Below are 26,721 nucleotides of genomic sequence, written 5' to 3' on the forward strand. Positions count from 1 at the left end.
CTGGTAAGTGCTCTAAATTTGTCGCAGGTCGCCCGGGCTTTTTCGTTTATTTGTTTCACAGCTACAAACTTAAAAACATGGGCGGCTTTTTTTTATGCCCTTACAAATCTATTCGTGATATTGTCTATTGATTTAATGATATAAATGTATTTAGATTTACTTTTTATTAGGTAGTCGTTACCTTTAAGTAAGTAGTTACCGAAAAGTAAGTAATATGAAAAGTAGCACAAAAAATGAGGCTTGTCCTTTTAGATTACGGGCTTCGAGAGATGCTTTGGAAATCATTCAGGGTAAATGGCGCGTTCCTATTGTTATCTCTTTAACCTATGGCGTTAAACGCTTCGGTGAAATTCAAAGAGATATTGGCGACGTATCGCCAAAAATGTTATCCCAAGAGTTAAAAGCTCTGGAAGAAAACAAAATAATCAATCGGATTATGTACGATACTATGCCTGTAACTGTTGAATATTCTTTAACTCCGCTTGGCCAGTCAATGCAAACACTATTGGATGAATTGCTAAACTGGGGAAATCATTTTAGGAAAGAAATTATCGGACAATAACTATTCCTAATTTGCTCTGTTACAATGCAAAGAAACTTCATTTTATAAATTCAAATTGTACTTTCCGCTAAAATACCAAATTATTAACACAGCAACTCAGAAATAAATATATTCTTATAGGGTTTGGGATCCGGATTTATAATATGTCATGGGTTGCCCATTTTTCCAGCAACAAAACAAGGTCTTCCAATCTGACCGGTTTGCTGATATAATCGTTCATACCAGCCTCAATGCACCGATCATGGTCTTGTTTCAGTGCATTGGCGGTTAAGGCTATGATGTAGGGACGTACCGGGAATTGTTTTCTTATCAGCATTGTGGCCTCAATCCCGTCCATTTTAGGCATTTGCAGATCCATTAAAATAATATCGTAATGCCTGGTGGTGGTGGCATGAAGTGCTTCAAGCCCGTCCACGGAAAGATCTGCCTCATAACCCAGGCGTTTGAGGACAGAAAGAATTACAATCTGATTTACTTTATTATCTTCTGCCACCAGTATTGAAAGTGGATATCGTTCAGAAAACCCGGGGTCAAGTTTGACCTGCATCTGGCTCTGATAAACCAAATCCTGTGCTTTCTTCGGTAAGCTACCGCCGAGTTTTCCATAAATACATTTTTGTAAAGCATACCTCTTCACAGGTTTGCTCAGCGGAACTTCTAACAGCTCCCGTTGTACACCTCGATTTGCAGAACTTACCCCAAAAAAGATAACTGGCAGCTTGGTGCTGTAAGCTTCAATGCCTGATCTGAGAAAAGCACTGTCATTATCGGGAAGATCTGCATCGGCCACAACCAGATCAAAATCTTTAAATCGCTGTAGCAATTCCAGGGCTTCGTGGGCTGACCTAGCCTGATGCGTTATCATACCAAAGGAATTGAGCATATCTGACAGCACTTCACTACTAACTTCATTATCTTCAACCACAAGCACTTTTTTTTCAAAAAAGCCCCTCATATCAAAATCATGCTCAGCACTTATAATATCTTCGCCTGCTTTAACATCGACTGAAAAATGGAAAGTACTTCCTTCTCCCTCTACACTTTTTACACCAATCTGCCCATTCATCAGGCCTACAAGCTTTTCGCAGATAACAAGTCCAAGGCCTGTTCCGCCATAGTTTCTGGTGGTTGAAGAATCTATTTGAGAAAATGCTTTAAAGAGACGTCCCATCTTGTCCTTTGGAATCCCGATTCCTGTATCGCTGATTTCAAAATTAAGGGTTACATTACGTTCCTCACGTCTGAGTAAACTTACCAAAAGAACAACCTGTCCCTTGCTCGTAAACTTGATGGCGTTCCCAACCAAATTGATCAGAATCTGCCTGATTCTGAGATTGTCGCCCCAAAGTATTAATGGGACCTCGTTTTCAATTTTGTACACCATATCGACCTCGAAGGGCAGTGTTTTAACAGAAAACACATCAAAAACCTCTTCAATACATATACGCAGATTAAAATTAATGTTATGAAGCAATAATCCTCCCGATTCAATCTTTGAAAAATCGAGGATGTCATTGATGATCGCCAGCAAATCTTCACCGCAAAGCTGTATCGATCTGGTAAAGTTCTGTTGTTCCTGGTTCAATGGTGTTTCAGCAAGCAGAGCAGCCATCCCAATTACTCCATTCATGGGCGTCCTGATCTCATGGCTCATAGATGCAAGGAATGCACTTTTAGACAGATTTGCTTTGTCTGCCTGCTCAACAGCTTTTTTCTGTTCTATAACCGCATGTTCAAGCTCCTTTGTCCGCATGGCAATCTGAACTTCCAGCAGTTTTTTTTGTCTCCGAAGATTGTTCGTTCGTACTTTATACCAGATATAAACCCAGCATAATACGACAGAGACAGCCAGGCACCGAAACCACCATGTCTTCCAGAAAGGCGGCGTAACGGTTATTTCCATACTTGCGCCTTTTTCATTCCATATGCCGTCGTTGTTGGAGGCCTTGACCCTAAAAGTATAGACTCCGGGGTCAAGATTTGTATAAGTAGCCTGACGGCTATTTCGTGTGTAGATCCACTCATCATCAAAACCCTCCAGCTTATAAGCATATTCATTTTTTTCAGGAGAGGTGTAATTGAGCGCAGCGAATTCCAATGAGAAAAAAGATTGCTTGTAGGAAAGTTTAACCGTTTTCGTTTCGGTAATATCCTGATGAAGAATTGAATCCGCAGCACCAACCTGCACTTTTTTATTAAATATATTGAAATTAGTAATGTAAACGGGCGGTACATATAAATTATCAGAGAGACTGTCAGGATAAAAACTGCTGAAGCCATTAATCCCACCAAAAAACATTTGCCCATCCTGCGCCTGAAAACAAGAATTATCCCTGAACTCTGTACTCCATAACCCATCCGAAAGTCCGAAGTTCCGGAAAACCTTTCGCACCGGGTCAAACTTTGAAATACCTCTGTTGGTACTCATCCAAAGCATATTTTTGCCATCCTTCATGATTGCATAAATAACATTGCTTGCCAAACCGTTTTTCTCAGTATAAACCGTAAACCTGCCTCTTTTTGTATCCATGTAATTCAGGCCGCCTCCTACTGTGCCAACCCAAATGTTAACACCATCCGCCTTGCAGAATGATTGAATACCGTTACCGGATATACTATACGCATCAAGACTGTCTTTACGGAAGTGGCTAAATTTTTTTGTAGACAAATTAAACCTGTCCAGCCCATTATATGTACCAACCCACATATATCCCTCTTCATTCTGAAATACTGCCGAGACAATATCGCTCGACAAGGACGACTCAGACCTTAAATCGGCAACGTAGCTTGTGAACCTGTCTTTTTTTACATCATAGAAATTCAGCCCACCTTTCCAGGTGCCAAGCCATATATTACCGTCCAGATCTTTATACAGATTGTTAACGTCGGCCATGGAAAGACTACCAGCCTTTCCATGATCTGGCATAAAATGTCTGAATTTAACTGCTTTCGTATCAAAAAGGTCAAAACCACCATTATGAAAACCAAGCCCAAGCACATGATCAGAAACCTGGATCATGGTGACAACATAGTCTGAGCTTATTGAATTGATATTATTTTTCTGATGTCTGAAATGCTTAAAGGTTTTGGTTTTTCTATTGAAAAGATTAAGCCCTCCACCGTCGGTCCCTAGCCAGATATTGTCCGGATTATTATCGCCACTGATGCAGAGGACCATATCGTGGCTCAAACTGTTAATATCCTCAGGTAAATGGATATATGATGTAAACTTAGTTTTCACGCCTGATAAAAAATTCACCCCACCCGCGTAGGTACCAACCCAAAGGTTTTTTGCATCATCCTTGTAAATACAATAGACCGAATTATTGCTTAATGTTGAAACGTCATCTTTTTTATTCTTAATGTTAGAAAAAAGACCGCTTTCCTGATCAAATATACTAATACCTCCATTTTCGGTACCGATCCAGAGCCTACCGTCAGCTGCTTCACAAAGAGATAAGATATCGTTATGGGCTATACTATTACGTATAGCATCATATTTAAAATTAATGAATGAATCCTGCCCACGATCATACAAGGACATGCCCCCACCATGTGTACCCACCCACAACTTTTGCTTACTGTCGACAAGTAATGTCGTTATCCAATCAGAGGAGATACTTTTACTATTTTTGATATTGTGAAAATAACCTTTTGCCTGTTTGGTTAAAAGATTCAAGCTGAACAATCCATTTTCTGTCGCAATCCACAATGTACCATTATTCTGCTGTGCTATTTTTAATATGATGTTGCCTTTTGCAATTCCGTGACCAAACGGGTAAAGCTTAAATTTCCCTGACGCGGCATCAAATAAAAACAAGCCATTACTGCTCGCAACCCACATCCGGTTTTGACCATCAATAAATAAATCATTGATTTCATTGGACTGGCCTATATTACGGAAGTGTGTAAATCGATTTTTCTCACGGTCGAAACGATTTAAACCGTTCACTGTGGCAATCCATAAATTTCCCTGAGCATCCTCTTCTATATCCTTGATACGGCTATCGGATAAACTGTTTGGATCCTGGTCGTCATGTTTATAGATGGTAAACTTATACCCATCAAATCTATTTAGTCCATCTTCTGTTCCAAACCACATAAATCCTCTTTTGTCTTTTAGAACGGAATTTACATTACTTTGAGATAGCCCCGAGGCCGTGGAAATCCTTCTAAATCCGTTAGACTGATCTTGTGCGTAACATCGACTGAATGATAAGATGTAAATAAGCAGTATAAAAATCGTACGGATGCAGAAAATCATATAAACGCGAGGAAAATCATGTCATATTATAATTTAATCGTACTAATAGCAAATATAATCCTAAATAGTTTCAGGACTTTTATAGAAATAATTAACATTATCTTAGGATAATCGGCCGGAGATGCACTTTGCAAACATTGTATTTTACCTTTCGAAAATGGTAATTCAAACCTCAACTTTTGCTGTACGCGTTTGATACCCGGTGCAGATTTTAACAAAATTTCCCATTCTTTAATAGTAGTATGCAAAAACTTTGATTGATGGGTACCAAAATGAGGATTCTAATAATTAACTGATATAGTCTACGTATAGGGTAATCGATGCATCGATTCAACATACATTTTTGTCTGTCACGACAGGAAATTAATTTTCTTTCAACTTTACAAAAAAACTTCTATAATGTTAATACCAAGTATCTAGGAAATATTTGTGAGCAGTTGTTTGCAAAGATTGTTGCTTAAACTGAATTCATTTTAAATGTTATTTTAGTATATGCCCCTTTTCCACCTACTGTTTTTCATTAAAAATGAAAGATATCTTATCAAACGTATGCTTATGCTGAAAGAAAAAAATACTGAATTTTCAGTATTGTTTAAAGAAAGTATGTCATCAATATTTGTTATAGATAACCAGTAAATATTTTTCGTGGATTTACGCGTTCTGGTCTGTGAAAATAGTTAGCTGTTAAGGGCTACGACGGGCATAAATTCAAGGGTGAATAATTGATATACGTGTCTCGAAATTTTGATATCTCTGTCTTACATTTCGATTGAATCTGAACAATTGCAATAAATGCTAATTATAACATTTTATCCAGCTTCATAAAAGTTATCAATCTGACTGGGAATTTACCATTTATGTAGTGGCTGATAAATTACAGGCTGATGTAGGTAGATTGACGTCGACTTTTGATCGACATTTTAGTTTTATTCAGAACCATCATAATGCAAAAGATTTCCGAACAGTAATTCAGCAATATCCACCCAATAATGTCATCGGATAACAGCTTATGAAAAATAATGTATTTACTAAAATTAAAGAATTTAATAAAGGCAGAGATCCTTTTTTTCTTGCCCTGAAATATGACAAAATGATGGAGAATCCATTCAATTTCTTTAGAGGAACCTGTCATTTGTTTTATCAGGATCTTTCAAAGAAATTCACTTTCGAAGATGATACGAAAGTCTGGATATGCGGTGATTTACATATTGAAAATTTTGGCCGTTACAGAGGTAGTGATGCAAAACTACATTATGATATTGAAGATTTTGACGAGGCGGTATTGGCTCCTGTGACCTGGGAAATTTTGAGAGTCATCACCAGTATCCATCTGGCTGCGGAACAACTTAAATCCGATACAGAAACCGCAGATCTATCTTTTGAAAAGTCTAAAACGCTATCTAAACATTTTCTCGAATCATATGTTGAAGTTATTCTTGAAGGAGTTCCTGGTCAAATTAAATGTACAAATTTACTGAACTTTATTACGCCTCCTGTTAAAAATAAAAACCAGGTTTTTCAGACTTCCTCTACGCCGGCAACTATAAATATTGACAGGCCAACATCAAACAAATCCAAGACCGATGAACTTGACCTTGTCCTAAAAAAGAAGATAACGGAAGTGGTTACAACATGGCTTCGGGGAAATAAAAATATGGACGAAGTTATTGATGCTGCGTGGCGCATTGCAGGAACGGGAAGCTTGGGGATTGAGCGGTATATTGTTTTGGTAAAGCAAACTGACGGTCAGGGTTTTTACCTGTTGGATATGAAGAGATCTATGCCATCAAGTTTGAGAACTTATGTAGACTCATTTAAGCAAAAAATTGTACAACCAGAATGGCAAAATGAATCAGAAAGGATCATTGAGATCCAGGAGAAAATGCAAGATATTAGTCCTCAGTTTATTGTACAGAATGAATCCAGACAGATTTTATTCGAAGGAAACAGCTACGTACTGAAAGAATTGCAGCCGGAGGCCGGTCGGATAGAGCTTAAAAATCTGGTGAAGGCAAATCAGTCCCTTAAAGAAATCATCGCCGATTATGCAATAATTACTGCATCCGCCCATTTAAGCTCAGCAGATTTTAAGGGATCGTCAAGTGTACGTTCGTTACAGGCTTTTTTTAAGAATAAAATGCATCATCGATCAATCCTGAATTACTGTACAGGATATGCAAAAGATGTAAAAAAAGACTTCGCAGATTTTTCGTCAGATCCTAATGTCTGGCACTTTATTCGCAAGTATTGCGAGTTAGTAAAAATAAAGCCCTGACGTATACCTTCATCGTTATTTCTATTAGCGCATATCCAATGAGCAATATTTGTCCAAAAGAAATAGAAACCCATCGACTTGCCAGCAATACAAGCAGGGAATTAGTAATTATTTCCGCCTGCATATATTCTTCGCAAAGGATACTGGTAAATGCAGAGGAAGTATATGAAATAACTTGTGACAGCCGTCAGCGATGGAAAGATCTGATTTTACCTTCCGGTCCTGAAGGTATTTTTAATCCGTTGGCCATTCTCGCAGGATTAAGACTTAGGGGTGTAAAATGTTTTTGTTTGTGTGGTGCATATAATGAATCAGAAAACGATCTTTTTGAAATAGGGATCCAAAGGGTTATTACGATTCCTAAGGATAAAACATCACTTTCATTTTTTCCAAATGATGCCATAAAACACTATGGCAACAATAAAGGGTCTGTAATCATAAAAGTCAGGCGCCTGAAATAAACGGATAAACCGACATATGTATGACAACATGGTCGGCATTGAAAACTGGCGAAAGTCAAAATATGACTAAGAAAAAATCATTTCGGTCGTGAATTTATACTAAAGTTCATAAATGGAAATTCGGTCGTGTTATTTTAATGGTGAGTCTGGCGTTCGATGCGACCTTTCCGAAACTGATGATTTAATAATTGTCAGGACAAGAGAGGGAAGCGCCTATTCAATATTGAAGACCATAAGTGCATTGGATCCTTATTGGAACTATATCACTTTGTTCGAAGCTTTTCCGGAATCTAACGTTTATTTGTACAAATGCTTCTTTGCTCCGGATACCCGCAAATTTAGAGACGAAGTCAAACGAATCATTCGTATAGCAGGGCACCCTTTACTTTGTTACGTAGGTACTGTCCTCAAATTTACTGGTACTGAAATATATCAAATCTACACAGGAAATATATTTATAAAGTTTTACGATGGTGTTGGAAATAGTCAGATTGCGGGTATACTCGCCCGTAATGATTTAAAAATAAAATCAATATTGCATTTTGGATTAAATACTTATTTCACTGAACCAGATAGTGACATCGGACGGAATGTATTTGAATTAACCCAGCAGCTTCTTGCCATGACGGAAGTGGAGTATTGCCACCCTGAGTTGATCGTAAAAAGTAGAAAAGTAGTATTGAATACCAACTCTATTCCAGAACCAATAAGCTGCACAAATTCAAATTGGACACTAAAAAAAACGGGTGTTTTTGATGCATGGAAGTTTTCAAAGGGTAAAGGAATAAAGATTTGCATAATTGACGACGGTCTGGAATTCGATCATCCGGCATTTTCAGGCAAATACAAAATCACAGGAGCCCGGGATATGATGGATAATGGAGGCACACGACTTCCAATACATCAATTTTCGGAAAGACATGGTACTGCGTGTGCAAGCATTGCCTGCTCTTCAGACCCCAAAGCATACGGTGTTGCACCTGAGGCATCACTCATGCCTATTCGTATTGGCGGACTGGGGTCGGTACTTCAATCAGAAGCATTTTATTGGGCTGTGCAGCAAGGTGCAGATGTGATTTCATGCAGCTGGGGACCACCTGACGGCAACATTTTTACAGAGACCGACAATGATTTTTCATTCCCTGTTCCGGATCATACCAATTTAGCCTTCCGTTACGCCAGTACAAAAGGACGTAATGGAAAAGGAATACCAATTGTTTTCGCAGCTGGTAATGGTAGGGAACCTGTAAAAAATGACGGATATGCATCGCACGAAAGTGTTATTGCGGTAGGTGCAAGCAATGAGGCAGACGAAGCGACAGTTTATTCCGACTATGGAATTCCCATGTTTTGTTGTTTTCCAAGTGGAGATTATAAAATACTGGATCAAAACAATGTCATAAAACTTGACGGTGTAAGGGTAGCTGACCGGCTGGGAGTTGCCGGCTACACAAGAGACCAATACTATGATTTTTTTGACGGAACCTCTGCTTCATGTCCTGGCGTGGCAGGTGTTATAGCACTTATGCTGGCAGCAAATCCAAATTTGGCCCAGGGTGAAGTAAAAACCATTATTAAAAATGCCTGCAAAAAAATTGGTAATAAAACTTCCTATATCAATAGTTACAGCCAGCAATTTGGATACGGATTACTCATGGCTGACCAGGCTGTTAAACTTGCAACGAATTATAAAACCTTAAACGCTTCTCTTCCCATGCCGACAAATTCAACTTCTTCCCCACGTTTATCCCTTCATATAGGGATTGATAAAGTGGACCCAACTTACTACAAGAATAGCTCTGTACCCGAATTATTTGGATGTGTTAATGACATGACAAATATGCGTGAGTTGGCCGACAGCTTGAATTTTAAAAGCGATGTACTTGCAAACTCTGATGCGACGCGGAATAATATCATGAAACAGATCGAAAAGCTTGGAAACCTTCTTGACCCTGGAGGCCTCCTGCTGATAACCTATGCGGGGCATGGAGCGCCAATTCCAGATTCAGATGGTGATGAAAAAGACCAGCAGGACGAATCATGGGTAACGTATGATGGGTTCTTAATCGATGATGAAATAAACAACTGCCTGGCAAAAGTTCCTGATGGAAACCGGGTGCTAATTATCTCAGATTCCTGTCATAGCCGGACTGTATCAAGAGTTGTATCTCCTTTTGGCCGCGTCCGCACTATATCCAAAGAAAGAGTTCGTCAAATACTTAAATCAAATAATCAGACGGTAGCAGATTTGAGGGCTGCAATTGGTCCAAAATTAGAACAGGTAGCATTCGTAAAACTTCTTTCCGCGTGCATGGATGATCAGTTTGCAAAGGAAACAAATGGTGCGGGTGTTTTTACCAACCGACTCCTGGAAGTGTTTTATGAACTCACAAGTCAAAACAAGACAACTAATTACCGCGATTTCATAGAAGCGATCAACGTTCGAATGAATGATCAGGACCAAATTGCAGGTATTTCTAACACAGGGAAGGAAAGCGCTGATTTTGATGGTCAACACCCTTTCAGCGATTCTTCCTTTAACAGTAGCTCTACTTCTCCGACCGTTTCAATCAAAAAAGATTCATCAGCTATACAACAGGCGAAAAAGGAAATACTGATTGTTAAATCTAAAAAAAATACTATCAAGATTCCCGCACGCACAACGGGTAGATCAAATGCTTTTTCAAACAATGAACTTAGAATAACGGGTGGCAAAAATGATAACTCAAAGCCATTTGGAGCTCCCAGCGAAATTTCAGCTGGTACAGTTGATGCTTCTGAAATTCCGGGAAGTAAGCCTTGGGATAAAGCTTATCAAGTTGTTTTAAGCAATCCGGGAACAGATATTGAATACGTTGAACCCGACATTGCTTCCAATATCTATCTGGAAGATTTTATGCCAAAGGCGGACCAGGCGCGTGCTCTGTCGGATTCCGAATTCATTTCGACATACCCAAACCCCGGTCCTGGCCCGAAGGGATTCACCTGGCACCTGGACGATTCTCACTCTCAGCTGAAAAGTGCCAATGAACTTGTATTTCCGGAGATCAAATTTCAGGACTTTCCAGAAGATACAGAGCGCATGGTCAAGATCGCTCACATTGATACTGGTTATTTGCCAAATCATCCCGCATTGCCAATCAATTTGGACCCGGCCGCAGCCACCTTTTCCGACGGCAGTATACGGGAAGGTGCTACTGATTTCGACTTACCGCTGTCGCTTTTTGAACAGCAGGGACATGGAAATGGTACCCTGTCAATTCTGGCCGGTGGGAAAATCCGCGATGAAGATACCTCGGGGGAATTCAGGGGATTTTTTGGTGCAATTCCTTTTGCCAGAGTCCTAAGTCTCAAAATCAATGACACGGTATCCATTCTTTCAGGCAAAAATTTCGCCGCGGCCGTAGACTATGCCATTGCTCAAAAATGCGATGTGATTACGATGTCGATGGCTGGCCTACCCAGTAAGGTTATGGCCGAAGCAGTTAACAAGGCATACGAAAATGGTGTGGTCATTGTATCCGCAGCGGGAAATAATTTCGTAAAAGGAATTGCCCGGATCTTGCCTACAACGACGCTCTACCCTGCGCGCTATCCTCAGGTAATTGCTGCCGTAGGTGCGGCAATAAATGAAAAACCTTATTTGTACAATGCACACAATGAAGCATTAAGATCATTCGATAGTGAATTTATGCAAATGAATTACGGGCCCGATGATGCTTTAAAAACCACAATGGCGGCATATACTCCAAATTTGGTCTGGTTTAACAGAATTGATAAAGATTCAAACGGAAAACCAAGGTTTTACATTAAACGCGGCGGTGGAACTTCATCTGCTACTCCGCAGATAGCTGCCGCCGCAGCATTGTACATTCACAAGCACCGTGCAGAACTGGAACAGCTGGCTGGCAATAACAAGTGGATGATTGTCGAGCTGGTTAAGGCGGCATTGTTTCAATCTGCTTCCAGAGATAACCCATTCCAGAAATATTATGGAAACGGCGTTTTGCGTGCCGCTGATGCCTTGGCGATTAACCCAAATACTCTTATAACCCAAATTTCACGCGCAAAAGATGCAGAAGGTGGAGGTTTTCTTTTCAAGAGACTGATCAGGATTTTTAAAGGGCGAAGTGCCTTTGGTAGTTTATCCGGCGATATGGAGACTAATCTTCAGACCATGATGAGCACAGAAATCCTGCAACTTCTTCACCGTGACAGCACTTTGCACAAATACCTCGATCAGATAAATCCCGAGGATCAGAACCACGGGCTTGATGCAATTCTTAATATGGAGGAATTTGTACGGGATATTCAAAAAAGCGAAATGGCTTCGGACTTCCTTAAACAAAGATTGCTCCTGCCTGTTGACGTTCGCATGGTTCGGACTTTGAATTCAAGTCGGATTGAGTTTAATAATCACCTCATCAAAACAAAATCCGGTGTAATTGAAATACGGACAGACGGTATTACTGCATCAATTAAGTCAGTCGCCACGGATCAGAAACTTGAAGATTGGGAGGGTGGTATTTATCACGCATTTGAAATTGAGATCAATGATAGCTTTGGGTCAAGAGGAGGCGGTTCTGCACTTGCCATTACGGACGATTTTGATAGTTTGGAAATGGATTCCGCAATTTTGATAGAGAAAAACGTGGATGGTGTCCCGCTGCTTCAATGGCAGCTTAAAGGAGACAGCACGGATGTGCCCGCCCCTTTAAGAAGTATTTTTGCTGCTGCTACGGATACTTTTGAAAAAGATCAGTTCTTTATTAATCTGAGTTCCGGCGACACCGATAATCTGCGCGGAGATGGGCTCAAAATTGTAAAACTTGCAGTCAAAGTTTTTAGTTGGTTTAAAAATCCAAAAAAGAAAAATAACAATGCTCCACTGCTGGATCTTGTGTCCAAAATGGGGGATTCGAAATACGAATTGCTGGTTTACGACCTCAATCGTGTTGGAGGAACAGGTAAAGAATGGGAAGATCCAACCAATATTCTAAATTTTTTCCAAACCATAAATAATGATCCAAAACCATTACTTGTTCTTCTTCCGGGATTACTAAGCAAACTTGAAAAAGGTTTTGATGAGTTTCTTGCAAATGGTGTTGTAATACAAGGACTTAAAACAAAATTTGGCCGCTACATTATAGGATTCAATATGCCCACTCTTGTGCAGGGCATAGAAGATAATGCGAAACATGTGAATCAAATGCTTGTCAATTCCGGATTAAAAGATAAAAAATGCAGTGTAATTGGCAGAAGCAGCGGCGGACTTATTGCCAGATTTCTGTTCGAGGAACTTTTGTTTGATATCAAAACAGGGCAACCTGTCAAATCCGCTCCACTGATACTTGAGAAGCTTGTAGTCACTGGAACCGCCAATCAGGGCACCTTACTTGCATCCCGTCAAAATTGGGCTAATTATGTCAATATTGCCAGCAATGTGGCCAATCTCGCAGGCCTCTTTGTTCCAGTTCTTCCACAAATCATGGGAATACTAAAGGCCATTGTTAATACCGGCACTTCCCTGCCGGGAGTGAGTGACCTGGACGAACAAAGCAAAGTAATCCTGAAACTTAACCAAATAAACATTAGCCGGACAAATTACCTGGTCATCACATCGAATTATGAACCCAATGGTTTTTTGAAAAAGCTTTTCAACGAAAACATTATTGATAGGCTCATTTTCAAAGAGGAAGACAATGACACGCTCGCTCCTGTGCTTGGTGCAATATTCAAGAATCAAGATCCGAATTATACGATCACACTTTTGCCGGATCAGTTTCATATTTCTTCAGAAGCAGACCAGGTAAACCATTTCAGTTACCTGCAACCTCACAATACCATCATTATCAATAAAATTTTAAACTGGCTATAAAAACATATTTCTGACTTCTAACTTCATTCAAAATGGCTGATAAAAAAAAGAAAATACAGCAAATAATCAATGCATTTGAGACCGGAACCGCTGCCGGAAAATATGATGCGCTCGTTATTTTCTCCGATGGTAAAAACAATACGAGGCAAATTACTTTTGGGAGAAGTCAAACAACCGAACAGGGAAACCTAAAGACACTTATTGATATGTACATTGTCCGCAAAGGAAAATTCGCCAAAGACTTTGCTCCTTTTACGCATCAAATTGGAACGGTTCCGCTTGTTGATAACACTCAATTTAAAACACTGCTAAGAAAATCGGCACGCGAAGATATTATCATGCGTGAGGCCCAGGACGAATTCTTCGATATACTTTACTACACTCCCGCCCTAGCTTTCTACACAGGTTTAAAGCTGACGCAGCAGCTCAGTTTGTTGGTTGTTTTCGATAGTTTTATTCATTCCGGCAGTGTACTGCCATTCCTTCGTGAACGTTTTACTGCCTTGCCTCCGTCCCGAGGAGGAGATGAGAAAACGTGGATCAGTGACTACGTCAAAGCACGACATGCGTGGCTTGCAACGAATAAAAAAGTTATCCTCCAAAAAACAGTTTACCGAACTCAATGTTTTCTGGATCAGATTAAAAATAACAACTGGCTTTTGGATAAGCCTGTGAATGCAAATGGGATTATGATTCTCTGATTACGATTCAGTATAGATTTGGTGATTTAAAAAGTGTTAATCATTCCAAAAGTTATAGAGACGAGAGAATTATATTTTAAAGATAAGGCCTGTTTCTTATATAGCCTGCCCACTCTAAATTAAAAAAGACATTATAACACTCAACTCTTAACCTTACTATGCAAAGAAATTCTATTACAGACACTCCAAAAGAGTCTTCTTTACAACTCTTTAATATCCTTCAGGAGGAGTACCAATATATTCATGGACCAGAATCAGCGGAGATCCAATCTTCTCAGTCTATTCCTCCAACTCCAGATTATGAAATAGAAGAAGAATTAGTTTTACGTTTAAACCTGGAAATAGGAAAACCAGGAAGGGCTGATGAAAAATTATCTGAGGATTATCAAAATCCTTACATAAAACTTGCCAAATGGATCAAGGCGGAAGATGAACAAAACAATGACGCAAAAATTACCGTAGAAACAATTGGGCGTGTTCTTATAATAAAAACAGAAGATAAAAATTTAATTGAGAATGAACCTTGGCTTAAAGATCTACTATCACTGCAGCCTTACACGCGCGGCCTGCTTTCTCAATATCAAGATGGTAGAAATACCAATAGAGCACTTACAATAGAAGATGTATTAGAGTTGAACAAGCTTTTGATCCATGATGCATTTTCAGAATATATCAAGTCCGAGGAAACTCTAAAATTAGAAAATATTTTTGACAAAATGCGTAATATCGCTCAATCTGCAATATGCTTTTCGGGAGGAGGAATACGCAGCGCCACATTTGGGTTGGGTATCGTTCAAGGGCTAGCTGATTTGGATGTTCTTGAAAAATTTAAATACATGTCTACCGTTTCCGGGGGTGGCTATCTTGGCTCCTGGCTGAGTGCATGGAGTCATCATGAGGGTTTTGAAACAGTAATAAAAAAGTTAAAATCTGAGTCTAGCACACCCTTTACTGTTGAGGCTGATCCAATCCTATATCTTAGAAAATACAGCAATTATCTGTCACCAAAACTGGGACTTTTTTCAGCAGATAGCTGGACACTTTATGCAACTTATCTTAGAAATCTTTTAATGATATGGCTGGTTATCATCCCCTTTATGGCTGCACTCGCTGGTATTCCCTGGCTTGCGGCAAATCTAGGTGGGGCTAAATTTGCTTTTTACGGTCCCTACGCCTTTTGGCTTATCTCCATCTTCTCGCTTGCAGCTGGAATTCTTCTGATCATGGCCACTAAGTTCCTACATGAATTTGTGCCTGAATCAGAGGCTGCAAAATTCAAGGGAGCTCCAACAAAAGATGTTTCGGTGGCGGAACGCGACACGAAAAATTTCATAAAGAAGTGCTTTATCCCCTTGCTTTCAGCAAATTTCTTGCTGTTGATAGCCTGGATTTGGTTTGAGCAGCTTACAACTTTCCCTTTTCAGTTTATCGAAGATATACACACCTCTCTCGGTTTAGACAAGAAAGACACTGACCTAAACATAGCATGTTTCGGAGGCATTTTTGTTTTACTTTGCACAGGATCCATTCACCTTATAGGATGGGTATTAGCAAGGCCTACACCAAAAAACTGGCTTCTTTTGTTGGGCCAGATATTGGTTGTTTGGGCTGCGGGGGCTTTTTCCGGTTTTTTGTTACTTCTGCTATTAGGCAAAACCCGCTTATATATTCCTGGTGATTTGCATTTACCAGCGGTTATCTGCCTTGGTTTTCCTACTGCTTTATTAGCAATTCTTTTGTCGGGTTATATTTTTGAAGGGATTATTAGCCGATGGAATGAAGATTCCCGGCGGGAATGGACTGCCCGATACAGCGGGTTTCTGTTATTAACAGCATTGTCGTGGTTGGTTTTAACGGCTATTATTCTTTTTGGGCCCAGATTAATTGACAATATCAAATTACAAATAGCAAGTTTGGGATTCGGATCAGGTATACTTACCGGTGTTCTTGGTGGGAGCAATAAAACAGCAGGCGGAGGTGAGGCAGCGGGTTCAAGACAAGGAAAAGGTGCTGCACCGGGAGCAGTGAGTCTCATGTCAAATTTAAGTCTGCCCATCGTAGCCTTAATTACCCTTGTAGTTTTGATGACACTTTTGTCGTCTTTAAATCTTGAATTAATCCGGATATTTGGTAAAAGTAACGCACCCTTTCCGATTGTTGATGTTTATATTCCATTTTTAATATTGCTGACATTTACACTTTTCGGCATTGGTACTGCATTTACAATTGATACTAACCGGTTTTCACTTCACGCGATGTACCGTGCACGATTGATACGTGCATATCTTGGAGCATCACGGCCGCAAACAGAACGTGCACCTGATCCTTTTACCGGATTTGACGAAAATGATAATATGCCGATGGCAAAGCTGGATAAGCAACAAATTACGTCTACAAGAGCTAAATCAAAACAAAAACCTCCTTTTCATGTCATTAATCTTGCGCTTAATCTGGTAAACAGCCAAAATCTGGCTTGGCAAGAACGAAAAGCAGCAGCCTTTTCAGTATCCACATTACACGCTGGCGCTATGAAGCTTGGATATCGACGCACGAGACCTGATGCTTTAAACCATGGTATGGATATAGGAAGCAATGTTGGTGAACAAAAAATTTATGGAGGCAAAAATGGCATCAGCCTGGGAACTGCCATGACAATTTCGGGAGCTGCCGCTAGTCCCAATATGGGCTATCATTCGTCACCTCTTATTGCATTTTTAATGACGCTTTTCAATGTCCGGCTGGGTTGGTGGCTGGGTAATCCCGGGCCTGCGGGGGATGAAACTTTTGATCGTCCAACGCCATTATTCGCAGTAAAACCTATCTTCGACGAATTAATTGCAAATACTGATGAACTCAATAAATATGTTTATTTGTCTGACGGAGGGCATTTTGAAAATCTTGGAATTTATGAGATGGTGCTTCGTCGCAACCGTTTTATTCTGGTAAGCGATGCCGGTTGCGATGAAAAATGTACGCTGGAAGACCTTGGTAATGCAATTCGTAAAATCCGTATTGACCTGGGTATCTCTATTGATTTCGATGAAGGATTCAACATCAGGGCAAGATCCAACGATCCGAATCCGGAGGGGCAATCCTGGGCATTAGGACGGATAAGATATTCAGAGGTAGACAAGCAAAGAGCGGGAAATTCCTGTTCGAACGATGTTGATGGGCTGCTTTTATATATTAAACCTGCTTTTTATGGTAAAGAGCCAAGAGATGTATTTAATTATGCCTCAATTAATGCCGCTTTTCCGCATGAATCAACAGCGGATCAATTTTTTTCCGAGAGTCAGTTTGAAAGTTATCGCGCTTTGGGAAAACATGCAATAGAAAACCTTAACGGATCTATAAAAAAAGAAGCCGGTGTTGATCTGATGGAGCTTTTTAAACCCGATGGTCCAAAAAAACATTGGGAATTTATGGCTAGTAAAAAGAACACTGCAACAGATAGTAATATTTAAAATGATGGCTTTTGGTAAGCATTAAAAGAGACAATGACGGCTTACAAAACTCTTGGGTTTAAACAAAAATCTAATTTAGTTTAAACTCAGAGTTTTTAGTTGAAAGCTTTTACAAAAATACAAAGCTGAACTTCATAGAAATTCTAAATCAATCCATTGCAACTTGCATACTGAACTAAACCGCTGGTATTCTTGGTATTGGTTTTTTCAATCATCTTTTGTCGGTGTGTATTTACTGTATGAAAGCTTATAAAAAGCTTGTTTGCAATATCTTTGCTACTTTGCCCCTCAGACAGCAACTTTACAATTTCCAGTTCACGTTTACTCAATATCGTTTTGTTTTTGACAAACTCATCGCAGTTGAATAGATAATGTTGGTTGTCAATGTCAGAAGTTAAAGAGGCTAATTGATCGTCAGAGTTTTTCCATTGTGTAATATCGTTACATATCCCTAACAAATGTGTAATATTGCCGGAGTCATCTTGCTGTAAAACAGCATTTTGTTCTAGGATACGAATAACTTCACCATCTGGTTTCAAAATTCTATAATCGTAGCTAAATCGATAATTAGACTTTTTTGTGGCAGGTATAGAATTCAATATATTCCAAATCCTGTACATAAGACGCCACGTATTAAGCTGATCCTCCGGATGTCTTATCTTATTCTGAAAATTCTGACCCATTGATGTGTAGTTGTCAGATGAATATCCAAAATGATCAAGCGTATTTTTACTGACAAATGTGTATTGCTGCGTACGGATATCTATAATCCATGTTACGCACGGTGACTGATTAAGTACATTTAGAAAGGCAGGATCAGTAAATGTAGCGTGCAGTTTAGACTGCACACCGGACGGTTCTGCTAACCCCATCCACATTTGCAAAACCTTGAGATATTCAGCATCAGATTGTAGCTTAGCGGCATTCATAATTTAGGTTGGAGAGAGTAGAAGATTATTAATATACAATCAGATATATACCCTAATAGTTTTATCTCAATTAGTTATATTTCCTCTCAAAATATAAGAGGAAATACATCGTCAAATATCACTACCACAATAATTTACAGTTAATATTACTTCAAGTTTTGAACAAATCATATCATGATTTATTAAGTGGTATTTTGACTGAAATTCAAGGAAAACTTCCATCAAAATTAAAATATCGTATCATTAGTAATACGAAGAAATCGATACGTCCAAAGGACATGATAGGGACTAAGAAAGAAGGAACTGATCTATGAACATTTTGGCTCTGAAATAGAAAAAAAACGACACTTGCATAGTAACATCCCGTCAAATTTGGCGGGTGTCTTTTAGACCAAATAAAGCTTAATTGACTAATTTATCAATGATAAAGAATACCATTGTAGCGACCATACTTAAACATTTACCATAAGAGAAAACTCGCATTCGTTGTGCAAACGAAATAAAACTGACTTCCTTTTTATCCTTGATACATTGCATACCAGTTTTCCAAAATACCCACGACAATGATGATGCCTACCCCTAACGGCAAAATATTTTCAGTTGAACCAATAAGTTAATGTCCTTATCATTACCGCAAACCGTCAACAAAATCAACGTTGAAAATAAAAAGGGGGGAAAAAAAGCAAAAATATGTAATCGAGTCGGAGCCCTTTTAGTATCATGCCAATCGAGCGGTCAGGTATTCAGTTTAGCCATTTTTTACGAAACAGCCTTTTGGTTCTGAATCCAGTCAATCCGACACTTTTATCATATTTGTCAAGAATCATACTTTTGGTTCGAAACATAAAAAACCCTGCTATCATAGAGGCAACTAAAAAGATAGCAACTAGTGCGGTCAAACAAGGGTTTGACGCTATTTAGGTTTGACCGTCATTACTTCGATATATTTTTTTTGATTTTGCATTTATTAACCGATAAACAATTCTACAATGGTGAAAGGGCAATAATGTTGTCAGCGCTAAATTGAGGCACGATTTTCATAATTCCCGGAGAATCTCTGTATTTCAAAATTACAAGATAACGTTTTTACAATGCTTCCAACCGAGTTTCTGGAAACAGCGAAAACAGTAGTAAATCCCTCCACAACAAAAGATTAACCGCCTTCAACCGGCCGGATTGCATCATTAAATGAACATCCCAATCGGATTAATCAAAATAAAAGCGGCATCCTTGACGATCAAAAATTCTTTATTTAAGATATCCTCTTTGAGCTTATCTCTTACTGACTGGGTTTGCTTATCACTTTCCTGGATTTTCAATTTCATTTTGTCCTTTCAGCATTTGTCCTGCGATGCTTGTAACTACACTTGGCGTATTCGTCTCCATAAAAAGCAGGTCACTGTCGTTTTTGCAATGGATTTTTTACTTTAATGCTTGCAGATTATTTATGGTTTTTTTAGGCTATCACTTGCTTTTATACAGAAAGTAGCCAAATCACCCAACGCGCTAATTATCAATATTTTACATGTCGAAAATTTAACTCAGGCAACAAATAGGTAACAAAAATTGACTTTTTATTGACATCAGCGATAATTTCCCTGGTTATTTCCCCCTACTACCCCCGGGGTATTTGCGGGACAGAATTTAATTACTGATTTCTATTTAGTACACTTACCACTAATTTTTTCTCGGTTCCATCTCTTCCGGCTTCTTCGCAGCGGCAAATAAATTGAAGCAAGCAACAAGGGATGCGTTACTTATGATCAAATCTTCTCCTGAGGAAAGCCACTGTACGTTTCTATAATAACCATTCGTAAGTAAGTCACGTATTGCCCGAAAAGACTTCAATTTACAATCTGATAGTCATTCAGCAAGTTTTACTAACTTTGAACCAATAAAATCTTAGCATAGAGAATCAAATAGAAATTTACAAAAGCAGTGTGACGGCGACACTCAAATCGAAGTAAAATTTGAGCAAGACACAGTCTGACTCAGCCAAAAGCAATTGCGGCGCTAACATCTCAGTAAAAATGCTCACGTTTTATACCCAGGCGTTTTATTTTTGAGTTCAGCGTGCTCTTAGGCACACCCAAAATTTCTGCCGCGCCGCCGTCCCCTGCTACCCGGCCCTTGCAATATTTCAGAATAGTTAGAATATGATCACGTTCATTTTCATCAATCGTCTTTAGAGCAATTGCTTCTCCAGCTAACTTAGGAATATCCTTTTGCTTTAACGAAGGCAGCTGAAACTGCCTGATTGTATCACCACTTGAAAGCAGGACACTGCGTTCGATCAGGTGTTCCAGTTCCCTGATATTACCAGGCCAGTTATATCGTAGTAATTCTTGCAGGGCACTGTTGCTTATTTTGTTGATTTCCCGACCGGCCTTTTTCGAGAAGCGTTGTATAAAATGGGTTGAAAGCAGCGGAATGTCCTCCGAACGCGACCGGAGTGGCGGCAGACTGATCGGAAATATGTTAAGTCTGTAATAAAGATCGCGCCTGAACCGGCCTTCTTCCATTTCTTTCTCCAGATCCCTGTTCGTAGCAGCAATTATTCTAACGTCTACCTTAATGGTATTTTTGCCACCTATGCGCTCGACTTCTTGTTCCTGTAAAACCCGCAATAACTTCACTTGGAGTTCCAGTGGCATTTCACCAACTTCATCCAAAAACAAAGTACCATTATTCGCAAGTTCAAATTTGCCGACTCTTCTTTCCGTCGCTCCGGTAAAGCTCCCCCGTTCGTGTCCGAAAAGTTCACTTTCGATTAAATTGGCTGGCAAAGTTGCGCAGTTCACTTTGACCATCAGCCTGTTTTTGCGTGGCGAATTATTATGTATAGCCCTGGCTATCAATTCTTTTCCAGTACCAGTTTCGCCAAGTATCAATACAGTGCTGTCAGATGCTGCCACTTGGTTGACCAAGCGAAATATTTTCTGCATTTCGGGGCCGTTGCCTATGATCTCAGCGTAGTTATGTGAAATATCAATCTCTTCCTTCAAATAAATCTTCTCGTCTTCCAGCTGCTGTTTATACTGATTAATTTCGCTTAACTGATGTAGCACTTTCTCATTGGCCAGGATGTTTGAAACCGCCACTGCTAACTGGGCACAGATACCTTTTAGCAAATTATGTTTCACTTTATCGATTTCCTCCGGCTTAATATTAAAAAATATTGTGCCAATCGGATTGCCGCCTACCCTTAATGCAAGACACAAGAGTCTTTTAAATCCAACCTCCTTCCAGAATTTCACGTATGCGGGAGCATTGGCTTCTTTATCAAGCTCATCAATAATTAAAATCACGGGCTCTTCAGTTGAAATAACCATCTGAAAAGCGGTGTCGAGAACACTATACTTCAAGCTGGTCACCTCATTGAAATCAATCTGACCTGTAACAGAGTCGCCAAGGTCCATCATAAATGCGCTGTGCGTTTCACCATCCTCATTGATTTTTGCCATGCCAAGCTGATCAATTGAGAATATATGCTTAATTCTTGCATTGACTACATGAAATAGATCAGCCCTGCTTTTTAAAGAAGCTATTTCGTTGCTCAACGAGAGAAGAAATGTTTTTTCTTCTTCCCTTATGGCTATTTGTTCGTTAGCAAGCACACTTGAAAGGGCAAGAGCGATTTGGTAGCAAATATTTTGCAAAAGTGGTTCAGCAGAGCTGGGATAGTCTTCAAAAAGCCTCAACCAGAGAATTCCGATAATTTCATCACCCACTCTTATAGGCATCGCTTTATTTTCCACCAGTCCAAGATCTTTCCAAAATTTTACATACCGTGGCACAACTTCTCTCCGACAGAGTTCATCGACATTAAAAGTAATCGACTTATCGGAAAGTATAACGGCATCAGTAATCCCATCATTTATGTCATCATGGGTGTCCCTTACAAGCGGAAAGTCTGGATGTCTGGTAAAATGCGCGTTCACATCATATAAAAACATTTGATGATGGCTTTTGTCTTCCGTAATAATTCGCAAACTGTAATCCCTTATAATGGTAAACTTTTTCATTTCCGCGGCAAAGACCATGGAAAGCTCATGCTTGTTTTTTACCGATGCCAACGCGTTACTAAACGATAATAACTGGGATTTTTCATTCTCGCTCCGTTTGATTTCCGCATTGGCAATAATATTCGAAACAGCAATGGATATTTGATTTGCCAAACCCGATACCAAACTGAGTTTATTCTTATTTAGAGTAGCTTTTGTATCGAAGCAGATCAGCCAGAAACCGAATACATTCTCGCTTTTAGAAAACCTGGTGACGATGACCTGCTTAATGCCGCTTTCATAATTCATGACCAGATAGGCAGGCATCTGTTTTTGCAAATTAAGCTCGTCAAGATCAAAAACTAATGGGGAAGAATTTACATATACCTGATCCATTATCCCGTCATTGATCGGAAATTTAGTTTTGGTTGCCTCGTTGTAAAATGGATGGTGCTTGCTTTTTGAGCCGGGATCGACGACATAAGCACTAAATGTAGAATGATCGTCATTGATAGTTGCGATCATAATATGGCTGAATGCGAGTTGATGTTTCAATTTTTGGGTTATCACCCGCATGATTCCCTCATTATCCCGAACAGCTGAAATGTCATTGCTAATGGATAAGAGCATTTCTCTTTCGCTTTCCCTTCGTTCAATTTCTTCTGCCGCAAGTATGTTGGATATCGCAGTTGAAAGCTGGTAAGATACCCCTTCTATTAATGACAGCTCATGCTGCGTATAAGCACCTAATCCAGAGGCGTTGACATAAAATATGCCGATGTTTTTTTTATCATCACGTAGTTTGATGGCGACTTTCTCACGGATTCCGTTCTCATACTCAAATTTTATATAGTCAGGCGCTGATGGCTCCTGATAAAGCTCCTCCATACTTAAAACTACTATTCCATCTGATGACATGACTTTACGAAAGCAGCAATCGCAATTAGAATATTTTTTCAGCGAAGTTTTCTGATAATTAGTATAGCCGGAACTTTGATGGGCCAGTGAAAACAGGAAAGCATAATAAGTATCATCTTCATTCAGTACCATAATTACAATATCTTCAAACTGGAAAAGTTTTTTCAGATTTCTATTAATCGCATTGAACAGGTGGTTTTTGTCACGGATGTTGGCGATATCGGCGCTCAATTGAAGCAGCAGTTTACTCTCCTCCTGTTTTGCTAAAATAGCTTCGTTCGCTCTGATATTGTCTACAGCGATTGACAGCTGGATGGAGATATCTTTGATTAACCGCAGTTGATTCGCCGTGATGTATTGATACTCGGTCTGGCAGATACACCAGGTTCCAATGATCCTGTCAGCTACATGCAAGCCGATTAAAATAGCCCTTTTTATTCCAACATCCTGGAAAATTTGGAAATAACCCGGCATATCCCCTTTCGCAACTTGCTGACTTAGCTCATAAAGCTGCGGTTCTTTCGAGATAATCACTTTATTCAATACCCGGTCATTGACAGGGTGTTTGGAGGCAATCGATCCTTTATAATCAGGATGTTTATCTGCCCACGATCGGACATCTTGCAAAAATGCACTGAATGTAAATTCATCGTTGTTTAAGACCCCAACAAATTGATCGCTGAAATCAAATAAGACATTTAATTTAAAATGAATGATTTTCAGCAGATCCCGTTTATTTCTAATTGCTGCAAAATCAATATTCAAGGACTGAATGATCTCATTTTCTTTTTCACGCTCCTGCATTTGCTCATTTTCTATAACGTTTATAAGCGTCGCCGCCATGAGTGGTGCCAGTGAAGGGAAATGGTCAAAATGATCAGATAATATTTGATCCTCTGTATCATATACCATAATCCATCGCGCACTACGGTATCCGTCCTGGTAAATATCGAGCTCTATGGCATTTTGATGTTGTGAGGCTGATGGGTTTTGCAGGTACAGGCTTACATTTATTGTTACCCGCGCTGTACGTCGCCCGTCTGGACTATACCCTTCATATAATATTAAATCATCTGGCCGAAGCACATTGGTTTTAACGATGGCTTTAAAGATTTTCTCATCACTACCGGTCAGTTCCTCAGGAAAAAAATTAATTAATGTTGTCTTATCTGGATCAGCCAGAAATATCGTCGTAAACCGGTAACCAAGGAGATTTTTTAAGTTGCTATTGAGCAGGCTCAGGAACTGCTTCTTGTTCCTCACTTTTAACATTGCCATATGCAATGCTAAATGTTCACCATTATCAGGCGATACTATTTTTTTGCCTTTACTCATGATAAGTACTATACGTAAGAAAGATATAATAGACTTGATAGCAACAAAATATAGATACTTTTTACTGAAATTCCAAACGAATCCCAGCAAGTAATCAACGGAGTCATATTAATGGCGGTGGTTGTTTCTCCTAATGATCTTTTGCTGTCCAAGAGTGCCGACATATCGGAACCAAATTCGTCAGATGACGAAATAAAGATCCTAAATTTTGAATTTATTAAATACAAAAAACTGATTTTCAGCAATATACACAACGGCACAGTATTTACATATTGATAAAGAGCAAAACAAAAAAATACTAAATTTTAATATTAAATTATGAAGACATTATCGGAAAAAGTGATCCTCGTGACTGGTGCCTCAAGAGGTATCGGCGCTGCCATCGCCCTTAGACTGGCGAGCGAGGGTGCCAAAGTTATTGTTAACTTCGCCGGAAGCCAGGAGGCGGCTGATAAAATAGTGGGAGACATCCTCAGCGCTGGTGGTGATGCCATTGCCCTACAAGCTGATGTGAGTAAATCGGAAGAAGTTAAAGAATTGTTTGATGCCGCAATCTCACATTACGGTAAAATAGATGTGCTGGTGAATAATGCCGGTATTATGCTGACCAAACTGATTAAGGACACTACCGATGATGACTTTACCCGGCAGTTCGACATTAATGTAAGAGGTACATTCAACACACTGCGGGAGGCTTCTACAAAATTGGCTCACCATGGAAGCATCATAAACTTTTCGTCTACCACGACACGCGTCATGATGCCCACTTATGGAACTTATGTAGCCAGTAAAGGAGCGGTGGAACAGTTAACTCGTGTATTTGCTAAAGAAATTGGCACAAGGGGCATCAACGTCAACATTGTCTCTCCTGGCCCCACCAATACCAAATTATTTACCGACGGTAAACCCCGGGAAGTAATTGACCGGCTAGCCTCCCTGTCCGCTTTTAACCGCATCGGCGAACCTGATGATATTGCCAAAATAGTTGCTTTTTTGGCCAGCGACGAAGCGAAATGGATCAGCGCACAGAATATCGGCATTAATGGCGGCATGGCCTGACCGGCAAATCATAAGTTATAAAACACTTAATTTCAACAATAAAAATAATGAATACACTGACAAACAAAGTAGCCTTAATAACGGGATCGGCCCGTGGCTTAGGTAAAGCGATAGCAGAACGCTATGCGGCTATGGGTGCCAATATTGTAATCAATTATTCACGCGACAAAACATCTGCTGATGAAGTGATGAGCAACATCAAGGCAATGGGTGTAAAGGTGATTTCTGTACAAGCTGATGTAAGCAAAGTAACCGAGATTGAACGATTATTTAAAGAGGCTTTGGATACATTTGGAAAAATTGACATTGTGGTCGCCAACGCAGGCATTGAAATGGTGGAAACGCCCGTTACTGCCTTTACAGAAGAACAATTTGACCGTTTGTTTGCCATAAATACCAAAGGTTCCTATTTTACCATGCAGCAGGCGGCAAAACATATTACCGATAACGGTCGCATAATTTACATCGCTTCTAGCACCACTTCATTTCCCGTACCCGGAATGGCTGTTTATGGAGGTAGCAAGACTACACCACGATACCTGGTTAATATACTTTCCAAAGAGATTGGCCATAGGGGCGTGACAGTTAATTCCATTATACCCTTTGCAGTTGACCACTCTGGCATATTTGCCGAAGCAGGCAGCTATCCCGAATTAAGGAAACAACTGCTGGACAGTTGTCCAATGGGAAGACTGGCTGAAGTGGAAGATGTGGCCAACGCTGCTGAGTTTTTTGCAAGTGATCTTTCATCCTTTGTATCAGGGCAGCATCTTTTGGTAAACGGCGGAGCAACGAACTAGCGACGCAAATTAGACATTAACGTATATATATAAGCGTAATTAACGAAATGGTGATTACAGAATTGGCAATA

At 39.7% G+C, this 26,721-nt stretch carries 12 protein-coding genes; 8 read left to right on the forward strand and 4 right to left on the reverse strand.

The window, feature by feature from the left end:
• The first annotated feature begins 214 nt into the window (after positions 1-214).
• On the forward strand, positions 215-562 hold the full coding sequence (locus FZF08_RS17530) for a helix-turn-helix domain-containing protein (RefSeq protein ID WP_159471133.1): 348 nt from the start codon (positions 215-217) through the stop codon (positions 560-562).
• A 136-nt stretch (positions 563-698) separates the two neighbouring features.
• Here FZF08_RS17530 and FZF08_RS17535 read toward each other — a convergent pair whose 3' ends face one another.
• Entirely contained in the window at positions 699-4,826 is a 4,128-nt protein-coding gene (locus tag FZF08_RS17535) for a hybrid sensor histidine kinase/response regulator (protein ID WP_159471135.1), read from the reverse strand.
• Between the two features lie 1,009 nt (positions 4,827-5,835).
• Here FZF08_RS17535 and FZF08_RS17540 point away from each other — a divergent pair.
• From FZF08_RS17540 to FZF08_RS17560, 5 genes are all read left to right on the forward strand, one after another.
• On the forward strand, positions 5,836-7,101 hold the full coding sequence (locus FZF08_RS17540; protein WP_159471137.1) for a DUF2252 family protein: 1,266 nt from the start codon (positions 5,836-5,838) through the stop codon (positions 7,099-7,101).
• Between the two features lie 38 nt (positions 7,102-7,139).
• Positions 7,140-7,562 carry a hypothetical protein gene (locus FZF08_RS17545; RefSeq protein ID WP_159471139.1) on the forward strand — a complete coding sequence of 141 codons (423 nt, stop codon included), beginning with the start codon at positions 7,140-7,142 and terminating at the stop codon, positions 7,560-7,562.
• Positions 7,563-7,674: 112 nt separating this feature from the next.
• Positions 7,675-13,440 carry a S8 family serine peptidase gene (locus FZF08_RS17550; RefSeq protein ID WP_159471141.1) on the forward strand — a complete coding sequence of 1,922 codons (5,766 nt, stop codon included), beginning with the start codon at positions 7,675-7,677 and terminating at the stop codon, positions 13,438-13,440.
• Between the two features lie 32 nt (positions 13,441-13,472).
• Entirely contained in the window at positions 13,473-14,141 is a 669-nt protein-coding gene (locus tag FZF08_RS17555) for a chitosanase (RefSeq protein WP_159471143.1), read from the forward strand.
• 158 nt (positions 14,142-14,299) lie between these two features.
• Positions 14,300-17,605: a patatin-like phospholipase family protein gene (locus FZF08_RS17560; RefSeq protein WP_159471145.1), complete on the forward strand. Its 3,306-nt coding sequence runs from the start codon at positions 14,300-14,302 to the stop codon at positions 17,603-17,605.
• 143 nt (positions 17,606-17,748) lie between these two features.
• On the opposite strand, the gene FZF08_RS17565 is transcribed toward FZF08_RS17560, so the two are convergent.
• The 3 genes from FZF08_RS17565 to FZF08_RS31820 all read right to left on the reverse strand — a co-directional run bounded on the left by FZF08_RS17565 (position 17,749) and on the right by FZF08_RS31820 (position 24,791).
• A complete protein-coding gene (locus FZF08_RS17565; RefSeq protein ID WP_159471146.1) occupies positions 17,749-18,534 on the reverse strand; it encodes a LuxR C-terminal-related transcriptional regulator in 786 nt (261 codons plus the stop codon).
• A gap of 1,184 nt (positions 18,535-19,718) precedes the next feature.
• A complete protein-coding gene (locus FZF08_RS17570; RefSeq protein ID WP_159471147.1) occupies positions 19,719-19,859 on the reverse strand; it encodes a hypothetical protein in 141 nt (46 codons plus the stop codon).
• 696 nt (positions 19,860-20,555) lie between these two features.
• Complete coding sequence (locus FZF08_RS31820; RefSeq protein ID WP_229216581.1) at positions 20,556-24,791, reverse strand: sigma 54-interacting transcriptional regulator; 4,236 nt, start codon at positions 24,789-24,791, stop codon at positions 20,556-20,558.
• A gap of 318 nt (positions 24,792-25,109) precedes the next feature.
• Here FZF08_RS31820 and FZF08_RS17580 point away from each other — a divergent pair, with 318 nt between their 5' ends.
• Together FZF08_RS17580 and FZF08_RS17585 are read left to right on the forward strand one after the other, a co-directional pair.
• The gene (locus tag FZF08_RS17580) at positions 25,110-25,850 is read left to right on the forward strand and encodes an SDR family oxidoreductase (protein WP_159471148.1); all 741 of its coding nucleotides are present in this window, start codon (positions 25,110-25,112) and stop codon (positions 25,848-25,850) included.
• 47 nt (positions 25,851-25,897) lie between these two features.
• Positions 25,898-26,650 (forward strand): SDR family oxidoreductase, encoded by a 753-nt coding sequence (locus FZF08_RS17585; RefSeq protein WP_159471149.1) that lies wholly within the window; start codon positions 25,898-25,900, stop codon positions 26,648-26,650.
• The last annotated feature ends 71 nt before the right edge of the window (positions 26,651-26,721 follow it).

Origin of the sequence: Dyadobacter sp. 3J3 (assembly GCF_009801115.1) — a bacterium.
In the GTDB taxonomy this organism is placed as follows: Bacteria; Bacteroidota; Bacteroidia; order Cytophagales; family Spirosomataceae; genus Dyadobacter.